The following is a 19218-nucleotide window of genomic DNA, read 5'->3' on the forward strand; positions in this document are numbered from 1 at the left end:
ATGCGCGCGCCGCAATGCACGGTGCTGTCGATCGCCGAACTGCCGCCGAGCCAGCCGATCGAAGTGATCGAAGTGATCGGCGGCGCCCCGCAACCCGCCCCGCTAATGCTTCCTGAACCCGAAAGCCTTGCCGCATGAAGCACGATCCAAAAGCATTCGCCGCGCCACAGATCCGGCACGCTTATGGCGGAGGCAATCTGGTGGCCGATCGTGTCCGCCGCTTCCAGCCGATGGTGCGCAAGCTGGCCTGGCATGTTCACGGCTCGGGCCGATCGGGGATCGAGCTCGATGATCTGATGCAGGCGGGCCTCGTCGCGCTGACCGAATGCGCGCAGAAGCACGACAACCCCAGCGAGGACGGGTTCGCCGCTTATGCCAAGCTGCGCGTGCGCGGGGCGATGGTCGATCTGATCCGCCGCGCCACCCCGCTGGCGCGCCCAGCCGCCGATCGCCGGCGCCAGTTGCGCAGCCATGAAGCGACGCTCGCCACGCGGCTCGGCCGCCCCGGCACCGAAGCCGAACTGGCCGCCGAATTGAACATGACCCCGCGCGAACTGGTGCAATTGCGCGCGGCGTGCGAACCGGTGCGGATCGAGCCGATCGACGATGCCTATTCGGACAGCAACCTTGCCTTCGCCGACGATCGCCCTGATTCGTTCGCGATGCTGGCCGATCAGCAGGCGCGTGCCGAATTGGCCTCAGCGATCGCAGCGCTGCCCGAACGGTTGCAACTGATCGTGCAGCTTTATTTCGTCGAGGAACTCAACTTGCACGAGATCGCCGAAACGCTCGAGGTCAGCGTGCCGCGCGTCCACCAGTTGAAAGCGCAGGCGCTCGACAAATTGCGCGGCATGCTGGGGGAAGACATGGTGTTGCTCTGATCGCTTGCCAGCATCGCGGCTCGGGTTTAATCGTCCGGTTAAACAAGCCTAAGAGGATGCCAGCGATGACCAATTCCCCATTCCGCGATGATGTACTCGCCGGCAAATCGGCGTTCATCGCCGGCGGTACCAGCGGCATCAACCTGGGCATCGCCAAACGCTTCGCCGCCCTCGGTGCGAAGGTTGCAGTGGCCGGGCGCAATCCCGAGAAAGCCGCCGCCGCCGCCGCCGAAATCGGCTCAGGCGCGCTCGGCCTCTCCGCCGATGTGCGCGACTACGGCGCGATCCGCGCCGCGATGGAGCAGGCGCACCACGCCAACGGGCCGTTCGACATCGTGATCTCGGGCGCAGCCGGCAACTTCCTCGCGCCCGCGCTGGGCATGAGCGCCAACGCGTTCCGCACCGTGATCGACATCGACCTCAACGGCACCTTCAACGTGTTCCGCGGCTGCCACGATCTGCTTGCCGCCGATGCTTCGGTCATCGCCATCACCGCGCCGCAGGGCGAAAACGCCATGACCATGCAGGCCCACGCCTGCGCCGCCAAGGCGGGCATCAACCGCCTGATCGGCGTCCTCGCGCTCGAATGGGGCCCGCACGTGCGCGTCAACGGCATTTCGCCCGGCCCGATCGAAGGCACCGAAGGCATGGCCCGCCTCGCCCCCGACGCGACGCTTAAGGCCGCGCACGAAGCTCGCATCGCAATGAAACGCTGGGGCACCTGCCATGAGGTTGCCGAAGCGGCCGTGTTCCTCTCGACCAGCGCGGCGAGCTACGTGACCGGGACGGTGATCGACGTCGATGGCGGGACATCGAAAGGGGATGCGGCAAGGGCGGTGTAATTCAGCGGCGCGACGAGGTGGTGTCGAAGCGCGCCTCGCCGATCTCCCCGGCATGCCTACTGGCGAAGCGATAGGCAATGAAAGCGATTGCTATGGTTGCTAGCACGGTGAAAATTGGAACTGCATAGTCGCCTTTCGCCAGCCACACGCGTGCGGTGGAGAACAGAAAAGTGGCGCCCATGATCACTACGACGCCGACTGCGCTGCGCGCCGGCGAAGGTTCCCTGTAAGCCTTCGACTTTCGCAGTCGCCATTGCACGACACACTCGATCAATATGACGAACAGCCAAAGCGGCTGGAGCCAGCGCCAGAGCGACGGCAAATGGTAGGCGCTATCAATCTGGTTGTAGCTATCCCGATATAACGCAAATAATGCCAGGAAAGCTGTGCCGAAATATACGCAACGCCAGATGATCAGTAAGAATTTCATCCATCGAAATTACCACGGAAGATACCCTGCGCCAAGCCAGTGACGCCGTTCCGGACGTGTTTTCGGGTGCCGCTCAATTCGCCAAAATCGGATCACCCAGCTTCATCGACTTGCCGTCGGTGATGATCACTTTGTCGCCCACTTTGGCAGCCGCGAACACCAGCTTGGCGAATGGGGTGGGAATGCCAACACAGCCGTTGGTGGCGTAGCCTTTTTCCACCTTGCTGCCGTGGATCGAAACGCCGTCGCCGGTCAGCCGCATGGTGTAGGGCATGGGGGCGTCATCGTAGAGGCTGCTGTGGTGATCGGCGTCCATCATCAGGATCGGGAACACGCCGAGCGGGGTCGGCTTGGCGCTGTAGCCTTTGAGGATGGCGGATGTGCCGATCTCGTGCCCGTCGCGGAACACCGACATCACACGCGCGGTCAGATCGACGGTGATGACCAGCGGGCCATTGGTGGTGCGTTCGGGCTGCCAGTAGAATTTGCCGAACGCGATCGGGTCCTTGATCGGCAGGATCGACTTGACCACGAACGGCGCATCGGCGGGGGAGGGGGCGGCGGGAGAGGGGGCGGCGGGAGAGGGCGCTGGCTTGGCGGCCGAAATCGGCGCCGGCTTCGTAACCGCCGCATCGCCTCCACCGAACAGCAATGCGGCGGCATCCTGGCCGACCTCGAACGCCAGGCCGATCGCCAGCGCCCCGGCAATCGCACCGATTGCCAGTCGCACCGGCTTGCTGCCGGCAAAATCGAAGGGTTTGTTACCGTTCATGCATCTGTCCGCCGATCGGCTTACACGCCCGCGCCTTGCCAGCCGGTTAAGCGCCGGGGCTAACCGGGGACAGGATAGCGTGCCAGTCAGCGGCGCGAAAGCTTCGAGCCGCTAACGTACAGCCGCGATGGAACGGATATTCACTTCGACGGTCACCACGGCCTGGCACCGCGCGGCAGACTTGATGCACCCGGCGCAGGCATGGCTGGCCACGTTGCCGCCGCTACTGCTGGCGGCCATCGCAGCCTTTGCGCTGGCGTCGTTCGGCGGGTTCCTGCGGCGTTACCTGCCGTTCCTTGGCGGTTTCATGCGCGCTTGCGGCAATGTGGCGCTGTTCGTGGTGCTGGGCATCAGCGTGCTGCAACTGAGCCGGTTGAACCCGTCGTTCGGCACTTCGCTCGATGCGCCGCTGGCTTCGCTGGGGATGCCGCGCCAGCAAGTCCTGGGCACCGAAACGCGCGTGCCGATGGCACAGGACGGCCACTTCTGGATCACCGCCAAGGTCAACGGCAGCACGCAGCGCTTCATGGTCGATACCGGCGCCACCGTTTCGGCGATTGCCTCGGATGCGGCTGCCGAGGCCCGTCTCGAGCCCGATATGATGCGTCTGCCAGTCACGGTGCGCACCGCCAACGGTGCCACGCAGGCGCAAGTGGCGAGCGTCAAGGAACTGCGCTTCGGATCGGTGGTCGCGCGCGACCTGCAAGTGGTCATCACCGAAAATTCGGGCGGGTTGAACTTGCTGGGGATGAACTTCCTCAACCGGCTCAAGGGCTGGCGGGTCGAGGACGGCACCTTGATCCTGACCCCGCGCCACCCGCAGGCAGCAGCCAAGAGCAGCTAGCCCCCGGTCGTCAGGGCTTCACTACCACGCACACGAAGCCTGCCGCCTTGAGCCCTGCGCAAGCCTGGTTGGCAGCAGTCTCGCTAGCGAATCCGCCCGCTTGCAACCGCGTGACCGAACCACCTGCAACATCGATGCGGCGCTTGCCCGCCAATTCGGCACGCGCGCCGGCGCGGCTCCACAAGGCGTTGGCGTTGGCTGCCTGCCCGAACGCGCCGAGCTGCACCCGCCAGCGGCCGGTGCCCGATTCGGCGGGCTTGGCAGCGGCAACCTGCGCCGGTTTGGGGGCCATAACTACAGCCGGCTTAGGCATTGTGGCCGGCTTAGGCGCTGGCGGCCTGACGCGCGGCTCCGGGACCGGGGCAGAGGCATAGCTGGCGCCCGCCGCAGCCGCTGTCGGCCGTGGCGGCGGAGCGTAAGGCGTGTCATCGCCCGCAGCCATCGACGGCGGCACCGGTGCAGGCGTGATCCGAGGCCCGGACGGCGCCACACGCGGCGCGCCCAGATCGGCTGCGGCCAACTGGCTGCCATGCAGTGACAAGGCCTTTTTCTGCATGTCCTGCGCCATGGCGATGCCCTGCTGGCGTTGTTCGAGCGGGATCGTCTGGTCCATCATCGCCAGGCTGCTTTTGGCCTGGAGCAAGCCCTGGCCCGACGCGCTGCTCATCAAGGCATACGCCGTGATCCAGTCCTTGGGCACGAAATCGCCGTTGTAATGCGCGGTGCCCAGCACGTATTGCGCGCGCTCCTCGCCGTGTTCGGCCGCAGCTTCGAGCCAGGGCAGCGCCTCGCGCCGGCGCCCGGTCTGGAACAGCAGCAGCCCGTACTGGTCGCCTGCATCGACATGGCCCTGCGTGGCCGCCTTGCGGAACAGTTCTTCGGCGCGCGTCATGTCGGCGGTCACGCCAAGCCCGTTCTTGTAGGCGATGCCCAGGTTGTACTGGGCATCGGCGTCTCCGGCTGCTGCCGGTCCCTGCCACAGCTTGACCGCGGCGGGGTAGTCGTTGCGCGATGCGGCATCGACGCCCTGTTGGACGCTTGCGGCATAACCTGTGCCGGATTGCGCGGCCACCGGCGTTGCGGTCAGCATTGCGCCCGCCAAGGCCGATGCCACGATGCTCATCATGCCCCCCAAAACACCGGGTGCTGATCGATCAATTGTTGGTCCCAGTGCGCGCATGTCCGTTCCGACCCTTTACCACGATCCCCCTGACCGCTCAGCAGCCGATCGCCCCACCCCGCTATAAGGCGCAAGCCTTGGCTATTTGGTTAACCGTGCGTTGTCCAGTGGGCGGATCGAGAGGCTCGCAAAGCCCCGTCTGGCGCCCGACACCGGGTATTCGGGTTAACCAAATCTTCAGTGTCTTCTGCGATCCAACGGCGTGGCCGCAACGGCTCGGGGTCCCGGGGGACCTTGGTTCTACGGCTGCTTTAAGGGGGAAGACTTTGCGCGTTCTGGCATTGGCATCGCAAAAAGGCGGATCTGGCAAGACAACCCTGTCTGGCCATCTCGCCGTGCAGGCGCAGCGCGCCGGTGCAGGACCGGTTGTCCTCATCGATATCGATCCGCAAGGTTCGCTTGCCGATTGGTGGAACGAGCGCGAGGCGGAATTTCCTGCCTTTGCGCAAACCACCGTGGCGCGGCTTGCCAGCGACCTTGTGGTGTTGCGCCAGCAGGGCTTCAAGCTGGCGGTGATCGATACGCCCCCCGCGATCACGATGGCGATCCAGTCAGTGATCTCGGTGGCCGAACTGATCGTGGTGCCAACGCGTCCTTCCCCGCACGATCTGCGCGCCGTGGGCGCCACCGTCGATTTGTGTGACCGCGCGGGCAAACCACTGATTTTCGTGGTCAATGGCGCCACCCCCAAGGCCAAGATCACCTCCGAAGCCGCGGTCGCGCTGTCGCAGCACGGCACCGTGGCGCCGATCACCCTGCATCACCGCACCGATTTTGCCGCCTCGATGATCGACGGCCGCACGGTGATGGAGATCGATCCCAACGGCCGCTCGTCGCAGGAAGTGACCGCGTTGTGGCACTATATCTCCGAACGGCTCGAGAAGAACTTCCGCCGCACCGTGTTCGCCGCGCCTGCGCAAGTCAGCGCGCTGCCCGGCGTGGTGCGCCCCGGCACCGGCTTCGGCCGGCGCACGGTCGGCTCCTGAGCGGAGCCATGCGCATGGACGGCAAACCCATTGCATCGCTTTCGCCGAAGCTGCTTGCGCGCAAGGGCGCGGCCAAGCCCGCAATGCGCCCGCAATCGCAAGTGCTCGGCTGGTCCGGTGACGAAACGACTGCCGAAATGCAGGAATCGCTCGACCTCGGTCATGACGACCCGGCCCATGAAGATCTGGGTTGGAACGATCTGGGCGAAGCCTTGATCGAGGCCGCTCCCGAACCGGCCCCGCGCAAGCGCGCCGAAAAAGCGCGAGTCCTGCACTTGCTCCCGGCGCATCCGGTGCTGCCGGCGCAATCGGTGTTGCCACCGACGGTCGTCCACCAGCGCGAGCGGCTTGCCGCCGCGCTGAACGACCCGGCGGCCGAGCGCGAAACCGGCATGCGCCGTTCGGCGCTCGATGATGGCCGCCGCGCCGCCTTTACCTTGCGCGTCGATGCCGAACGGCATCTGCGGTTGCGGATGGCCTGTGCGGTGAAGAACCGCAGCGCGCAGCAACTCGTGACCGAAGCGCTCGATCGCGTGCTCGCCGAGGTCGAAGGCCTCGATGATCTTGCGCGCCGCGCGCGGCGCTCACGCCAGCATTGATTGAAGACCAGGGGAACCCAAGCGATGTCGATCAAGTCAACTCACCGCTTCATGGCCCAGGTCGCCACGATATATCCGATCCGTTTCAATCGATTGAGCGTTGGCGTGGTCGGCATGGCCGCAGCGGGCGTGCTTGCCACGTGCGCAGTGGCCGCTGCGCCCAAGCCCGAAAAGGTTGCAGCCAGCGCGCAGACCGCGTTGGCGAAGGGCAAGGTCGAAAAAGCGATCGCGCTGGCCGAGCAGGCGGTCGCGCTCGAACCGCGCAAGGCCGATTGGCGCGTGGTGCTGGGCGATTCATACTTGCGTGCCGGGCGCTTTGTCTCGGCGCGGCAGGCCTATGAAGACGCGCTCCAACTCGGCAACGACAAGGGCCGCACCGCGCTGGCGCTGGCCTTGATGCAGATTTCGCAAGGCCAGTACGCGCAGGCGTCCGACACGCTGAGTGCCTATCGCGATGCGATCCCCGCCAGCGATTACGGGCTGGCGCTCGCACTGTCCGGCCAGACCGGCCAGGGCGTGGCGGTGCTCGCCGATGCGCTGCGCCAGGGCGACAATTCGCCCAAGATCCGCCAGAACCTGGCTTATGCGTTCGCGCTCGACGGCAAGTGGCCGATGGCCCGCGCGATGGTCGAGCAGGATCTGCCCGCCGACAAGGTCGACGATCGGCTAAGCCAGTGGGCGCTCGCCGGACAGCCCGAAGACACCCAGAAGCGCGTCGCGATGTTGCTCGGCACGCCCTTGCGGGGCGATTCGGGTGAGCCCGTGGCACTTGCGCTTGCCACGGCGCCGGCCGTGCCCGGCGTCGCGCCCAAGGCGCTTGCGGTTGCTGAAACGCACGCCGCCGCGCCGATGCTGGCGCGCGCCGCCGCCACCGAACTACCACCGCTGGCCAGCGAACCGACCGCACCCGTGGTCGACGTGTCGGGTCGTTCGGCCGATGCCGGCGCGCCCGCTGCGGCGCCTGCGATCATCGACGGCAACGCCGATGCGCCCGCGGTGCTGCACAACATCAAGGTCCAGAGCGCGGCCGAGCCAGCCCCGGCTCCGGCTGCACTCGCGCTCGCTCGCGTGCCGACGGTTCGCCGGTCGGTTGCGCGGCAAGCGGTTGCCCCTGCGCCGGTTGTCGCTGCTACGGTTGTCCGGCATGTTCAGGTCGCCCGTGCGCCGGCAAGCCGTGCAAAGCAGACCATCGCACCGGTTTACGCAAGCACCGGCAATGTCGCGGTTCAGCTTGGTGCATTCGCCACGCAGGACGGTGCGCAGCGGGCTCTGCGGCACTACGCCGCGCGGCACATGGCGCTCGGCGGCCACAAGCTCGGCATGGTGAAAGTGCAAGTCGGCAACAAGACGTATTGGCGCGTGCTGGCGACCGGGTTCGCCAATGGTCATGGAACGCGTTCGGCCAGCGCGGCTTGCCACTCGGTCACATTGGGCGGCGGCACCTGCTTCGTACGCGCCGATCTGTCGCGGTTCCAGCCGTCGCAGCCGGTCGGTTTTGCGCGCAATGCGGCAAAGCCCGCACCGCACAACGCAGTCGCACCGGGTCTGGCGCGCCGCAAATAATCCGCGCCGCTATTTTACCCGGGCACCGCCCTTGAACAGCGCGGCCACGCGCCCTTCGACCGGGCGCCGATCGAAGGGGGTGTTGCCCGCGCTGGCCTTCATCTCGCGCGAATCGACCAGCCACGGGCGATTGGGGGCGACGAGCGCGATGTCGGCTTCGTAGCCCACCGCCAGCCGCCCGGCTTGAACCCCAAGCAGCGCGGCCGGATTGCCTGCGATCAATTCGAACGCACGCGCCATGTCGATATGGCCCCCAAAACCATTGGCGCGGACGAGCCCCAACGTAAGCGGCAGCAGCGTTTCCGCGCCCGCCATGCCGGGTTCGGCATCGGCAAAAGGCAGCCGCTTGTCCTCGGGTCCGCGTGGATCGTGGCCCGAAGCGATGACGTCGATCGTGCCATCTGCAATGGCGTCGATGACAGCCTGACGGTCGGCCTCATTCCGCAACGGCGGCGACAACCGCGCAAACGTTCGGAAATCGGCGAGTTCCAGGTCCGACAGCATGAAGTGCGCCGGGGTTACGCCCGCCGTCACCCGCACGCCGCGATCCTTGGCGGCGCGGACGAGGTCGAGCGCGGCCAGCGTGGTCACTTGGCGCAAGTGCAGCCGTGCGCCGGCCAGTTCGGCCAGCGCGATGTCGCGCGCTACTGCCAGCGCCTCGGCTGCGGCGGGGGCGGCGGGCAGGCCCAACCGCGTGGCCATTTCACCCGCTGTGGCTACCGCATTGCCGGTGAGGCTGGCATCCTCGGCGTGAGTCACCACCACCAGGTCGAGCATCGCGGCATAGCGCAACAACCGCAGCATCACCCCCGCATCGCCGATCCAGCGCCGCCCGGTGGCGACGGCCTTGGCGCCGGCGTCGCGCATCAGCGCCAGTTCGGCGAGTTCGACGCCCTCAAGCCCGCGCGTCGCGGCGGCCAACGGGTGGACCCACAAGTCGGGCTTGCCCGATTGCGCGGCGAACCGCACCCGCGCCGGATGGTCGAGCGGGGGCGATTGGTCGGGCATCAAGGCGGCGCGGGTGATCCCGCCGAAATGGAACGCCGGCTTGTCGATCGCAAAGGTGCCGAGATCGACCAGGCCGGGTGCGACCAGTTGCCTGCTCGCATCGATTACTTCGTCGCCGTCGGCGGGCGTGACGTCGCCCAACGCAACGATCCGGCCCTCGGCGCACCGCAAGTTGCCGGCCAGCGGTTCGCCTTCGGACAGCACCAGCTTGCCGCCGATAAAAGTGATCGGGCGCGGGGTCATGACAGTCCCTGCCCGGGAGGGGCCCAGCCCTCCACGCGGCGGGCGCGACGGGTCAGCACATCTAGGCAAGCCATGCGGATCGCCACGCCGCGTTCGACTTGCCGGGTGATCAGGCTGCGGGTGGGATGGTCCGCCACCTGGCTTTCGATCTCGATCCCGCGGTTCATCGGGCCGGGGTGCATCACGAAGGCGCCAGCATCGGCCTTGGCCAGCCGATCGAGCGACAGTCCGTAGAGGTAGCGGTATTCGCGCGGGGAGGGGATGAACTGGCCCTGCATCCGTTCCTGCTGGAGCCGCAGCATCATCACGATCTGCGCGCCTTTCAGCGCCTCGTCGAAATCGTGGAACGGGGTGACGCCCAGCGCCTCGATCCCGTCGGGCATCAGCGCGGGCGGGGCGCAAACGCGCACATCGGCACCCAACGCGGTCAGCGCGAGGATGTTCGATCGCGCCACCCGGCTGTGCAGCACGTCGCCGCAGATCGTCACGCGCACGCCGTTGAGATCGCTGCCATGGCCGAGTTCGAGCGCGTGGCGGATGGTCAACGCATCAAGCAATGCCTGCGTGGGGTGTTCATGGCTGCCGTCGCCGGCGTTGAGCACCGGGCAATCGACCTTGTCCGCGATCAGCCCGACCGCGCCCGAGCTTGCGTGGCGGATGACGATCGCGTCGGCGCGCATCGCGTTGAGCGTCATCGCGGTGTCGATCAGTGTTTCGCCCTTCTTCACGCTCGATTGCGCGGCGTGCATGTTGACGACATCGGCGCCGAGCCGCTTGCCCGCGATCTCGAACGACAGCAGCGTGCGGGTGGAGTTCTCGAAGAACGCGTTGATAATTGTGAGGCCGCTCAGCAGGTCCGCCCGCTTTTGGGGCTGGCGGTTGAGTTCCACCCACGGCTCGGCCTCGTCGAGCAGATACAGGATTTCGTGTCGCGCCAGGTGGCCGATCCCGGTCAGGTCGCGGTGCGGGTACGCCAGGCTGCCCGGAGGGTAGCGGCCCGCGAAGGATCGATCTGTGGGGGTTTCCGATGATGGCATCGAAGACCACGCCATAGACACGCCGCGTCCCGGCCTCAAGCCCCTTGCCCACAGCTTTGCGCACTTCGAGGCAATTGCTCTGGCGCGCGCGGAATCGCCGCGATAAAGCCAGCACCATGAGATCTGGCCAATGAACTTCGCCCGCTTCGTCTGGAAAATCCTTGTCGGCATCAAGGACGGGCTCGTGCTCCTGTTCCTGCTTCTGTTCTTCGTGGCGCTTTCGGCCGCGCTGACCATGCGGCCGGGTGGGGGCGGGGCATCGATGCAGGGCGGCGCGCTCTACGTGCCGATCGAAGGCCCGGTGGTCGAGGAAAAGACGCGTGTAGCGCCGATGCAGGTGCTGCTCAGCGGCGAAGCACCGGCAAGGCAGATCCGCTTGCGCGACCTGGTGCGCGGGATCGAGGAAGCCGCGAAGGATGACCGGATCAAGGCGGTGGTCATCGATCTCGATCGCTTCGGCGGGGCGCGGCAAGTCGCGCTGGAGCGCGTTGGCGCGGCGATGGACAAGGTGCGCGCCGCGAACAAGCCGGTGCTGGTGCGCGCGACGCTGTACCGCGACGGAGCGTACCTGCTGGCGGCGCACGCCAGCGAAGTGTGGGTCGATGGGCTGGGCGGCGTAGCGGTGTCGGGTCCGGGCGGGTCGCGGCTGTATTACAAGGGGTTGCTCGATCGGCTGAAGATCAACGCGCACGTGTTCCGCGTGGGCACGTTCAAGGACGCGGTCGAGCCCTATTTCCGCGATTCGGCCTCGCCCGAATCGCATGCCGCCGAAGGCGCGCTGCTCGGCACATTGTGGGCCGATTGGCAGGCCGATGTGGCGAAGGCCCGTCCCAGGGCACAGATCGCGATAGTCACCAAGGACCCGGTCGGCTGGCTGGCCGCAAGCAAGGGCGATGCCGCGCAAGCGTCGCTCAAGGCCGGGCTGGTCGATCGCGTGGGCGATCGCGAGGCCTTCGGGGATCGCGTCGCGCAGATCGTCGGCACGCCCGAGGATGCGGCGACCAAGCACCATCCCGGCGCGTTCCGCCGCACGGGACTGGGCGCCTATCTCGCTGACCGGCCGCCTTCGCAGAAGGGCAAGGGCATCGCGGTCGTGACCGTGGCCAACGAGATCGTCGACGGCAACCAGGGCCCGGGCGTGGCCGGGGGAGACCGCATCGCGCGGCTGATCGACAAGGCCACCGCCGATGACGATACGCCCGCGCTGGTGCTGCGCGTCGATTCGCCGGGCGGGTCGGTGATGGCGTCCGAACGCATTCGCGCGGCGCTGGTGCGCTTCCGCGCCACCAAGCGCCCGATCGTGGTGTCGATGGGCAGCGTGGCGGCGAGCGGGGGCTACTGGGTTTCGACCGTGGCCGACCGCGTGTTTGCCGAACCCGCCACGATCACCGGTTCGATCGGCGTGTTCGGGGTGATCCCCACGTTCGAAAACGCGCTCGCGAACTGGGGCGTCCACCCCGATTCGTTCCGCACCGGGCCGTTAAGCGGGCAGCCCGACGTGTTCGGCGGGCTCACGCCCGAATCCGAAGCAGTGGTGCAGGGCGAAATCGGCAACATCTACACCCACTTCCTGGGGATCGTCGCCGAAGCGCGGCACAAGAGCCCCGCAGATGTCGACAAGATCGCGCAAGGCCGCGTGTGGGATGGCGGCACTGCGCGGCAACTGGGGCTGGTCGACGAATTCGGCGGCGAGGAAGAGGCGCTTGCCTTTGCCGCCAAGGCCGGCAAGCTCAGCCCCGATGGCTGGCACCCCGAATACCTGGGCGATCGCCAAAGTCCGTTGCAGGCGCTGATCGAGCAAGCGGTTTCGGGCGGCGAAGACAGCGGCCCGCCCAAGGCTTTCGACGCAACGTCGGCCGCGGCAGCCGGTGCACAGGCCACCGCGCAACGGATGGCGGGCGATCTGTCATACCTGCTGTCGGGTGCGGGGGCGCAGGCTTATTGCCTCGAATGCGCCAGCATGGACGGCGGCGCCGTGCGCCAGACACAGCCCGATGCCGGCGGCATGCGCCTGCTGGGCTGGCTGGGTGCGATCGGGCGCCTTATCCGCTAGCGTTCGGCCTGATCGCCGTCGGGGGTTTCCGCGGGCACTTCGTCGGGCGAACTGTCGGGCGCATATTCGTCGGGCTGTGGTTCGTTGACCTCGTCGGGATAACCGGGGTCCTGCTCGGGCACCGACGGTGGCGGCGGAGCTTCGGGCGGAGACTGCGGCTCGATGCGGTCGGGTGCAGGGTCTCCGGGCTGGCTGGCCATGGCATGGTTCCTTCTCGTGACACGGTTGTGCGAAGGAAGCGCTTGCCGGGATGGTTTGTTCCAGGGGCGGGCCGGCCCGAGACAGCCACTCAAAGTGCCTTCTTGCCCTTTGCCGGACGCTGCGATAGGGGCCACCGCTCGCGTGAGCGGCGTTTGTGCATTGCAAACTGGGCGGGCGTGGCGGAATTGGTAGACGCACCAGATTTAGGTTCTGGCATCGCAAGATGTGGGGGTTCGAGTCCCTTCGCCCGCACCACTTCATGCCGCCCGGCTCGACTGCAATTGGCGCCGCATTGTGAGACCCAAGAATTCTATTCGCCAGAAAGTTGATCCATCATGCAGATCGTCGAAACCAGCAAGGAAGGCCTGAAGCGCGCCTTTTCGGTCACCATCCCCGCCGCGGATATCGCGGCCCGGGTCGATGGCGAAATCAAGCGCATGGCGCCGCAGATGCGGATGCCCGGCTTCCGTCCCGGCAAAGTGCCCACCAACCTCGTGCGCAAGATGCACGGGCCTGCGCTGCACCAGGATGCGCTGAACGCCACGATCCGCGAAGCGATGGACAAGCTGGTGGCCGATCACAAGCTGCGCCCCGCGATGCAGCCCGATGTGTCGCTGGGTGAAGGTTACGAGCAGGGGGCCGATGCCACCTTGACCGTCGCGCTCGAAGTGCTGCCCGATCTCGTGGCGCCCGACCTCGATGGGCTGGCGCTCGAAAAGCTGGTCGTGCCGGTCAGCGACGCTGAAGTCGATACGTCGCTTGAACGCATCGGCCAGGGGCAGAAGCGCTTCACCGATGCCAAGAAGAGCGCCAAGGCCAAGGAAGGCGATCAACTGATCATCGACTTCAACGGCAAGCTCGATGGAGTGGAATTCGAAGGCGGCAAGGCCGAAGACCAGCCGCTCGAAATCGGCGCCGGCCGCTTCATTCCCGGCTTCGAGGAGCAGCTCACCGGCGTGAAGGCGGGTGATGAAAAAACCATCACCGTGACTTTCCCGGCCGATTATCAGGCCGAAAACCTTGCCGGCAAGGACGCTACCTTCGATATCGTGGTCAAGGCGGTCAAGAACCCCAGCGAAATGGTGTTCGACGACGAATTCGCCAAGTCGCTCGGCCTTGAAGGCATAGACCAGTTGCGCGGGCTGCTGCGCGGCCAGTTGGAACAGGAAAACGCCGGCCTGACGCGCACCCAGATGAAGCGCGCGCTGCTCGACCAGCTTGCCGCCGCCCACGAATTCGACGTGCCGCCCTCGATGGTCGAAGCCGAATTCGCGCAGATCTGGCAGCAGTTGGAACAGGAAGCCGCGAACGAGGACGACCCCGAAGCCGCGCGCGCCGAAATGGAAACCGACCGCGAGGATTACCAGCGCATCGCCGTCCGCCGCGTGCGGCTGGGGCTGCTGCTGTCGGAAATCGGCCAGGCCAACAACGTCCAGGTCAGCAACCAGGAAATGAACATGCTGCTGCAGCAGGCCGCGCAGCAATACCGCCAGGAAGACCGCCAGCGCTTCATGGAATACATCCAGAACGATGCTTTGGCCGCCGCGCAGCTTCGCGCGCCGCTGTACGAGGACAAGGTCGTCGACTTCCTGTTCGACAAGGCCACCGTCACGGAACGCGAAGTGACCAGGGAAGAACTCCAGGCCGCGATCGAAGCCGATGAAGACGGGCACGTTCATGGCCCGGATTGCGGGCATGATCACGGCGACGAAGCCAGGCCGGCCAAGAAGGCTACCGCGAAGAAGGCTCCGGCCAAGAAGGCTGCTGCTGCGGACGAAGCTGCCGAGGCCGCGCCGGCCGAAGCCGCTGCTGAACCCGTAGCCGAAAAGCCTGCGAAGAAGGCACCCGCCAAGAAGGCCGCAGCCAAGGCCGAAACGGCTGATGATGCCGAGCCTGCCGCCGAAGCCAAGCCGAAGAAGGCCCCGGCGAAGAAGAAGGCCGAGGCTTGATTCCGGCGCTTCGGCGCTCGATCCGCTTGAACACAAATTAGGGCGGGGTGCACCATAAGCGCCCCGCCCGAATTTTGTGCGCCGCACCATCGGTGTTTGTGCGGTTCGTCTCATCCACGCACCGTTCCACGATGAACCGTTTGGTTAAGGCGATGACCCGCTGGAACCGCGCGTGACTTGCGCAACGACTCCCCCTTAAGGTCTGTCCATCGGGTCGGTACCCACGCAGTGGGGCCCTTGGACGGGGAAGTTCCACAGTGACAATGCTCCAGCAGCGCCTGGGCCTCGTTGAGGCTCTTTGCGCAACCGCAAACGGACGCCTTCGCGCATTTGCTTCGATCATCTTCGCCGCAATCGCGTTTTGCGCAATTGCCACCCCGGCTTCCGCCCACCTCCAATGCGCCCCGTATGCCCGCGAAGTGTCGGGCGTGGCGCTGCACGGCAATGCCGGCACATGGTGGGGCCAGGCCGATGGCGTGTACCGCCGCGGACATCAGCCCACACCCGGCGCCGTGCTGGCCTTCAAGTCGACCGGCGCCATGCGCTACGGCCACGTCGCGGTGGTGAGCAAAGTGCTCGATTCGCGCCACGTCCTGCTCAACCACGCCAACTGGACCGGCCACGGCGATATCCAGCGCGCCGCACTCGCGGTCGACGTATCCGAAGCCGGCGACTGGAGCGCGGTGCGCGTGTGGCACAGCGGCACCGGTTCGCTCGGCCTGCGCAGCAACCCGACTTATGGGTTCATCTATGACGAGCACGGCGCGGACGACAGCATCGACCGCACGCAGACGACGCTCGCTTCGGCCGATGTGGGTGAAGAAGCGCAAGCCGGCGGCTGAAATTTCAAACGACGGTTAACGCCCTTGAACATCGCGCCCGGCCACGCGACATAGGCCACGCAATCAGAGAGGGACTCCATGATCGATCTGTTCGGCGCATCCGGTGCGCAGGGTAAATTTTCGCACGATCCGATAACGGGCGCGCTGGTGCCGATGGTGGTCGAACAGACCAGCCGTGGTGAGCGCAGCTTCGACATCTATTCGCGGCTGCTGCGCGAACGCATCGTGTTCATCACCGGCGAAGTCGAGGACCACATGGCCTCGTTGATCGTCGCGCAGTTGCTGTTCCTGGAAAGCGAGAATCCGTCGAAGGATATCTCGATGTACATCAACTCGCCGGGTGGCGTGGTGACGGCGGGTCTCGCGATCCACGATACCATGCAGTATATCCGGCCGCGCGTTTCCACCGTGTGCATCGGCCAGGCTGCATCGATGGGCAGCTTCCTGCTCGCCGCGGGTGAACCGGGCATGCGCATTGCGCTGCCCAATGCGCGAATCATGGTGCACCAGCCTTCGGGCGGTGCGCGCGGCATGGCTTCGGATATCGAGATCCAGGCGCGCGAGATCCTGCGCATGCGCAAGCGGCTCAACGATCTTTATGCCAAGTACACCGGTAAGACGCTCGACCAGATCGAGACGGCGATGGATCGCGATACCTTCCTCGAAGCCGATGAAGCCAAGGCATTCGGCATCGTCGACAAAGTTTTCGAAACGCGCCCTGCCGGCGATCAGGTCGGCCAGGCAGATGGCAGCGGCGGCGCACCTTCGGCCTGACGAGGTCGAAATTTCGTCGTTTTTCAGGCGCAACAGTCGATCGTGGCGCTGTGCAGGACCATGCGCAGCGCCACGCTAACGGTTGACTCATGCGCTCCGGGGCGTAGCGCTGTGCAAGATCAGGCGGTGGCGCAGTTCGCCCGCAGCCATTGTTTCAGCTTTCCGCAAGGCGGCCCGGGTTAGGACGCCTTCGAGACCCCACGCGGACTTGCGGTTGATTCTTTGTGAGCCGCCTTTAAACTTGCCCTTTCGAGAGCCGAAAAGGCGTACGGGATAGACAATGACCAAGCTTTCCGGATCGGATACCAAAAGCACGCTCTACTGCAGCTTCTGCGGGAAGTCGCAGCACGAAGTGCGCAAGCTCATCGCCGGCCCCACGGTGTTCATCTGCGATGAATGCGTGGAGCTGTGCAACGACATCATCCGCGAGGAAACCAAGGCCGGCATCGCCGGCAAGAAGGATGGCGGCGTACCCACCCCGCGCGACATCTTCGAGACGCTGAACGATTACGTGATCGGGCAGGACCGCGCCAAGCGCGTGCTCTCGGTGGCAGTGCACAACCACTACAAGCGCCTGAAACACAGCGGCAAGGGCGGCGAAGTCGAACTGTCGAAGTCGAACATCCTGCTGGTCGGACCGACCGGTTCGGGCAAGACGCTGCTGGCGCAGACGCTGGCGAAAACCTTCGACGTGCCGTTCACGATGGCCGACGCCACCACGCTGACCGAAGCCGGCTACGTGGGTGAGGATGTGGAAAACATCATCCTCAAGCTGCTCCAGTCGTCGGATTACAACGTCGAAAAGGCGCAGCACGGCATCGTCTATATCGACGAGATCGACAAGATCAGCCGCAAGGCCGAAAATCCCTCGATCACGCGCGATGTGTCGGGTGAAGGCGTCCAGCAAGCGCTGCTCAAGCTGATGGAAGGCACCACCGCGAGCGTTCCTCCGCAGGGCGGGCGCAAGCATCCACAGCAGGAATTCTTGCAGGTCGACACCACCAACATCCTGTTCATCTGCGGCGGAGCGTTTGCGGGGCTCGAAAAGATCATTGCAGACCGCTTGCAGAAGCGTTCGATCGGCTTCGGTGCGCATGTGGCCGATCCCGACAAGCGCCGCGTCGGCGAACTGCTCCAGAAGGCCGAGCCGGAAGATCTGCTCAAGTTCGGGCTGATCCCCGAATTCGTCGGCCGCCTGCCGGTGATCGCCACGTTGAACGATCTCGACATCGAGGCGCTGGTCAAGATCCTCAAGGAACCGCGCAACGCGCTGGTCAAGCAGTATCAGAAGCTGTTCGACCTCGAAGACGTCGCGCTCACCTTCACCGACGATGCGTTGGAAGCGATTGCCAAGCGCGCGATCGAACGCAAGACCGGTGCGCGTGGGCTGCGCTCGATCGTCGAAAGCCTGCTGCTCGACACGATGTTCGATCTGCCCACGATGGAAGGCGTAACCGAGATCGTGGTCGACAAGGACGTGGTCGAAGGCCGCAAGGAGCCAATTCAGGTGCTCAAGGGCCAGGAAAAGGCGGCCTGATCGCCGCCATTCCCCGCTGAACGCTCACCCGCCGTGCTGACCATCGGCCTGCTCGGCGGGATGAGCTGGGAAAGCACTGCTGAATACTATCGGCTGATCAACCAGGGCGTTCGCGCGCGGTTAGGCGGCACGCATTCAGCGAAGATGGTGCTGCTCTCGGTCGATTTCGCCGAAATCGAAGCACTCCAGCATGCGGGCGACGACGCCGGGCAGCGCGCGATCATGGTTGCCGAGGCACGTCGGATAAAGGCGGGCGGCGCCGACTTCCTGGTGATCGCCACCAATACCATGCACCGCTTCGCCGATGCGGTCGAAGCCGAGGCCGCGATCCCGGTGCTGCACATCGCCGATGCCATGGGCGCGGCGCTGGCGGCGAGGGGTTTCACCCGCATCGGCTTGCTCGGCACGCGCTTCACGATGGAACAGCCGTTCCTCAAGGCGCGGCTGGCGGAGAGGTTCGGGGTAGAATCGCTGGTGCCCCACGAAGCCGACCGCGCCACCATCCACCGCGTGATCTACGAGGAACTGGTGCGAGGTGTTATCCGCGCCGAATCGCGCGAAGCTTACCGCGCAGTCATCGCGCGGCTGGCCGATGCCGGCGCGCAAGCGATCGTGCTCGCCTGCACCGAAATCATGCTGCTGATCCGGCCCGAAGACAGCCTGCTGCCGTTGTTCGACACCACCGCACTCCACGCCGCGGCAGCGGTGGAGCGGGCGCTAGGCTGAGGCCTTCGCAAACCGCGCGTCCGCCGCGGTCCAGTTCGTCGCCGCCATTACCGCATCGACATAGGCCGCAGCCTTGGCGCCGAAATCCATCGCATAGGCGTGTTCGTACATGTCGAGCACCAGCACCGGCGTGCCGCCCGCCAGCGTCATTGTGTGATCGGCCGCCCAGGTGTTGACCAGCCGCCGGTCGTGCGGTGACCAGGTGAGCATGACCCAGCCCGATCCGCCGCCAAGCGCCTTGCCCATCGCGACGTATTCGGCCTGCCAGCGCGCCATGCTGCCGAAATCGCGCTCGATCGAGCTGGCGAGCGACGCGCCGGGGCGGTTGGGCGTGCCAAGGCCGGAAAAGTAGATTTCGTGGAGGATCATCGAATTCCACGCGATCAGTTCCTCGCGCTTCAACCCGTTGATCGCGAAGCCGGGCGCGGTGGCCATGTCGAGCTTGCCGAACTCGCCGCGAATCGCGCCCAGCCGCTTGACCGCGCCCACGTAATTGTTGTCGTGATGGCTCGTCAGCAGCTTGGCGGAAAGTCCGGGGACCGCCGCCGGATCGAACGGCAGCGGTTGCGGTGCATATGTTGCCGGCCCGGCCACGGGTTGGGCAAGGCCGGACGATGGAAGCGCCGCCAGCGCGCTTGCGCCAATCCCGGCGATCAGGGCACTGCGGCGATCGATGGGCATGGTGTCGTTCGACATGGCGCTTGCTCCCCAGGTTTGCTTGCTACGAAGGTGACACGCCGCCGCCATGCGC

19 protein-coding genes and 1 tRNA gene are annotated in these 19218 nt (G+C 65.8%); 13 read left to right on the forward strand and 7 right to left on the reverse strand.

What is annotated here, in order from left to right:
• The first annotated feature begins 134 nt into the window (after positions 1-134).
• Positions 135-881 carry a sigma-70 family RNA polymerase sigma factor gene (locus Q0R16_RS09055; RefSeq protein ID WP_295635287.1) on the forward strand — a complete coding sequence of 249 codons (747 nt, stop codon included), beginning with the start codon at positions 135-137 and terminating at the stop codon, positions 879-881.
• A 65-nt stretch (positions 882-946) separates the two neighbouring features.
• Positions 947-1723, forward strand: a complete 777-nt coding sequence (locus Q0R16_RS09060) for an SDR family oxidoreductase (protein WP_295635289.1) — start codon at positions 947-949, stop codon at positions 1721-1723.
• A gap of 1 nt (position 1724) precedes the next feature.
• Here Q0R16_RS09060 and Q0R16_RS09065 read toward each other — a convergent pair whose 3' ends face one another.
• Together Q0R16_RS09065 and Q0R16_RS09070 are read right to left on the reverse strand one after the other, a co-directional pair.
• A complete protein-coding gene (locus tag Q0R16_RS09065) occupies positions 1725-2153 on the reverse strand; it encodes a hypothetical protein (RefSeq protein ID WP_295635292.1) in 429 nt (142 codons plus the stop codon).
• A 73-nt stretch (positions 2154-2226) separates the two neighbouring features.
• Entirely contained in the window at positions 2227-2925 is a 699-nt protein-coding gene (locus tag Q0R16_RS09070) for a L,D-transpeptidase family protein (RefSeq protein WP_295635295.1), read from the reverse strand.
• Between the two features lie 127 nt (positions 2926-3052).
• Here Q0R16_RS09070 and Q0R16_RS09075 point away from each other — a divergent pair, with 127 nt between their 5' ends.
• Positions 3053-3769, forward strand: coding sequence for a TIGR02281 family clan AA aspartic protease (locus tag Q0R16_RS09075; RefSeq protein WP_295635297.1), 717 nt, complete (start codon positions 3053-3055; stop codon positions 3767-3769).
• A gap of 10 nt (positions 3770-3779) precedes the next feature.
• On the opposite strand, the gene Q0R16_RS09080 is transcribed toward Q0R16_RS09075, so the two are convergent.
• The gene (locus Q0R16_RS09080; protein WP_295635300.1) at positions 3780-4892 is read right to left on the reverse strand and encodes an SPOR domain-containing protein; all 1113 of its coding nucleotides are present in this window, start codon (positions 4890-4892) and stop codon (positions 3780-3782) included.
• 323 nt (positions 4893-5215) lie between these two features.
• On the opposite strand from Q0R16_RS09080, the gene Q0R16_RS09085 reads away from it, so the two are divergent.
• The 3 genes from Q0R16_RS09085 to Q0R16_RS09095 are packed head-to-tail and all read left to right on the forward strand — an operon-like array spanning position 5216 to position 8097.
• Complete coding sequence (locus Q0R16_RS09085) at positions 5216-5935, forward strand: ParA family protein (protein ID WP_295635303.1); 720 nt, start codon at positions 5216-5218, stop codon at positions 5933-5935.
• Positions 5936-5949: 14 nt separating this feature from the next.
• The gene (locus Q0R16_RS09090) at positions 5950-6534 is read left to right on the forward strand and encodes a hypothetical protein (protein WP_295635306.1); all 585 of its coding nucleotides are present in this window, start codon (positions 5950-5952) and stop codon (positions 6532-6534) included.
• Between the two features lie 24 nt (positions 6535-6558).
• Entirely contained in the window at positions 6559-8097 is a 1539-nt protein-coding gene (locus Q0R16_RS09095) for a tetratricopeptide repeat protein (RefSeq protein WP_295635309.1), read from the forward strand.
• Between the two features lie 9 nt (positions 8098-8106).
• On the opposite strand, the gene Q0R16_RS09100 is transcribed toward Q0R16_RS09095, so the two are convergent.
• Together Q0R16_RS09100 and Q0R16_RS09105 are read right to left on the reverse strand one after the other, a co-directional pair.
• Positions 8107-9348: a dihydroorotase family protein gene (locus Q0R16_RS09100; protein ID WP_295635311.1), complete on the reverse strand. Its 1242-nt coding sequence runs from the start codon at positions 9346-9348 to the stop codon at positions 8107-8109.
• Complete coding sequence (locus Q0R16_RS09105) at positions 9345-10385, reverse strand: aspartate carbamoyltransferase catalytic subunit (protein ID WP_295635315.1); 1041 nt, start codon at positions 10383-10385, stop codon at positions 9345-9347. The genes Q0R16_RS09100 and Q0R16_RS09105 overlap by 4 nt, the downstream gene beginning before the upstream one ends.
• A gap of 130 nt (positions 10386-10515) precedes the next feature.
• Between Q0R16_RS09105 and sppA the strand changes: the two genes are divergently transcribed.
• Positions 10516-12438, forward strand: coding sequence for a signal peptide peptidase SppA (gene sppA / locus Q0R16_RS09110; protein ID WP_295635318.1), 1923 nt, complete (start codon positions 10516-10518; stop codon positions 12436-12438).
• Here the strand turns inward: sppA and Q0R16_RS09115 are convergent.
• A complete protein-coding gene (locus Q0R16_RS09115) occupies positions 12435-12638 on the reverse strand; it encodes a hypothetical protein (protein WP_295635321.1) in 204 nt (67 codons plus the stop codon). The two genes, sppA and Q0R16_RS09115, sit on opposite strands and share 4 nt — an antisense overlap.
• Positions 12639-12809: 171 nt before the next feature.
• On the opposite strand from Q0R16_RS09115, the gene Q0R16_RS09120 reads away from it, so the two are divergent.
• The 6 genes from Q0R16_RS09120 to Q0R16_RS09145 all read left to right on the forward strand — a co-directional run bounded on the left by Q0R16_RS09120 (position 12810) and on the right by Q0R16_RS09145 (position 18467).
• Positions 12810-12894: transfer RNA gene (locus tag Q0R16_RS09120), tRNA-Leu, on the forward strand.
• Positions 12895-12974: 80 nt separating this feature from the next.
• Entirely contained in the window at positions 12975-14588 is a 1614-nt protein-coding gene (gene tig / locus Q0R16_RS09125) for a trigger factor (protein WP_295635324.1), read from the forward strand.
• 368 nt (positions 14589-14956) lie between these two features.
• A complete protein-coding gene (locus tag Q0R16_RS09130; protein WP_366857413.1) occupies positions 14957-15430 on the forward strand; it encodes a CHAP domain-containing protein in 474 nt (157 codons plus the stop codon).
• Between the two features lie 78 nt (positions 15431-15508).
• Complete coding sequence (gene clpP, locus Q0R16_RS09135) at positions 15509-16204, forward strand: ATP-dependent Clp endopeptidase proteolytic subunit ClpP (RefSeq protein ID WP_295635327.1); 696 nt, start codon at positions 15509-15511, stop codon at positions 16202-16204.
• Positions 16205-16484: 280 nt separating this feature from the next.
• Positions 16485-17741, forward strand: a complete 1257-nt coding sequence (gene clpX / locus Q0R16_RS09140; protein ID WP_295635330.1) for an ATP-dependent Clp protease ATP-binding subunit ClpX — start codon at positions 16485-16487, stop codon at positions 17739-17741.
• A gap of 33 nt (positions 17742-17774) precedes the next feature.
• On the forward strand, positions 17775-18467 hold the full coding sequence (locus tag Q0R16_RS09145; RefSeq protein WP_295635332.1) for an aspartate/glutamate racemase family protein: 693 nt from the start codon (positions 17775-17777) through the stop codon (positions 18465-18467).
• On the opposite strand, the gene Q0R16_RS09150 is transcribed toward Q0R16_RS09145, so the two are convergent.
• Positions 18459-19163 (reverse strand): Fe-Mn family superoxide dismutase, encoded by a 705-nt coding sequence (locus Q0R16_RS09150; RefSeq protein WP_295635334.1) that lies wholly within the window; start codon positions 19161-19163, stop codon positions 18459-18461. The genes Q0R16_RS09145 and Q0R16_RS09150 overlap by 9 nt on opposite strands.
• Positions 19164-19218 lie beyond the last annotated feature (55 nt).

Origin of the sequence: Novosphingobium sp. (assembly GCF_025351285.1) — a bacterium.
Lineage (GTDB): Bacteria > Pseudomonadota > Alphaproteobacteria > Sphingomonadales > Sphingomonadaceae > Novosphingobium.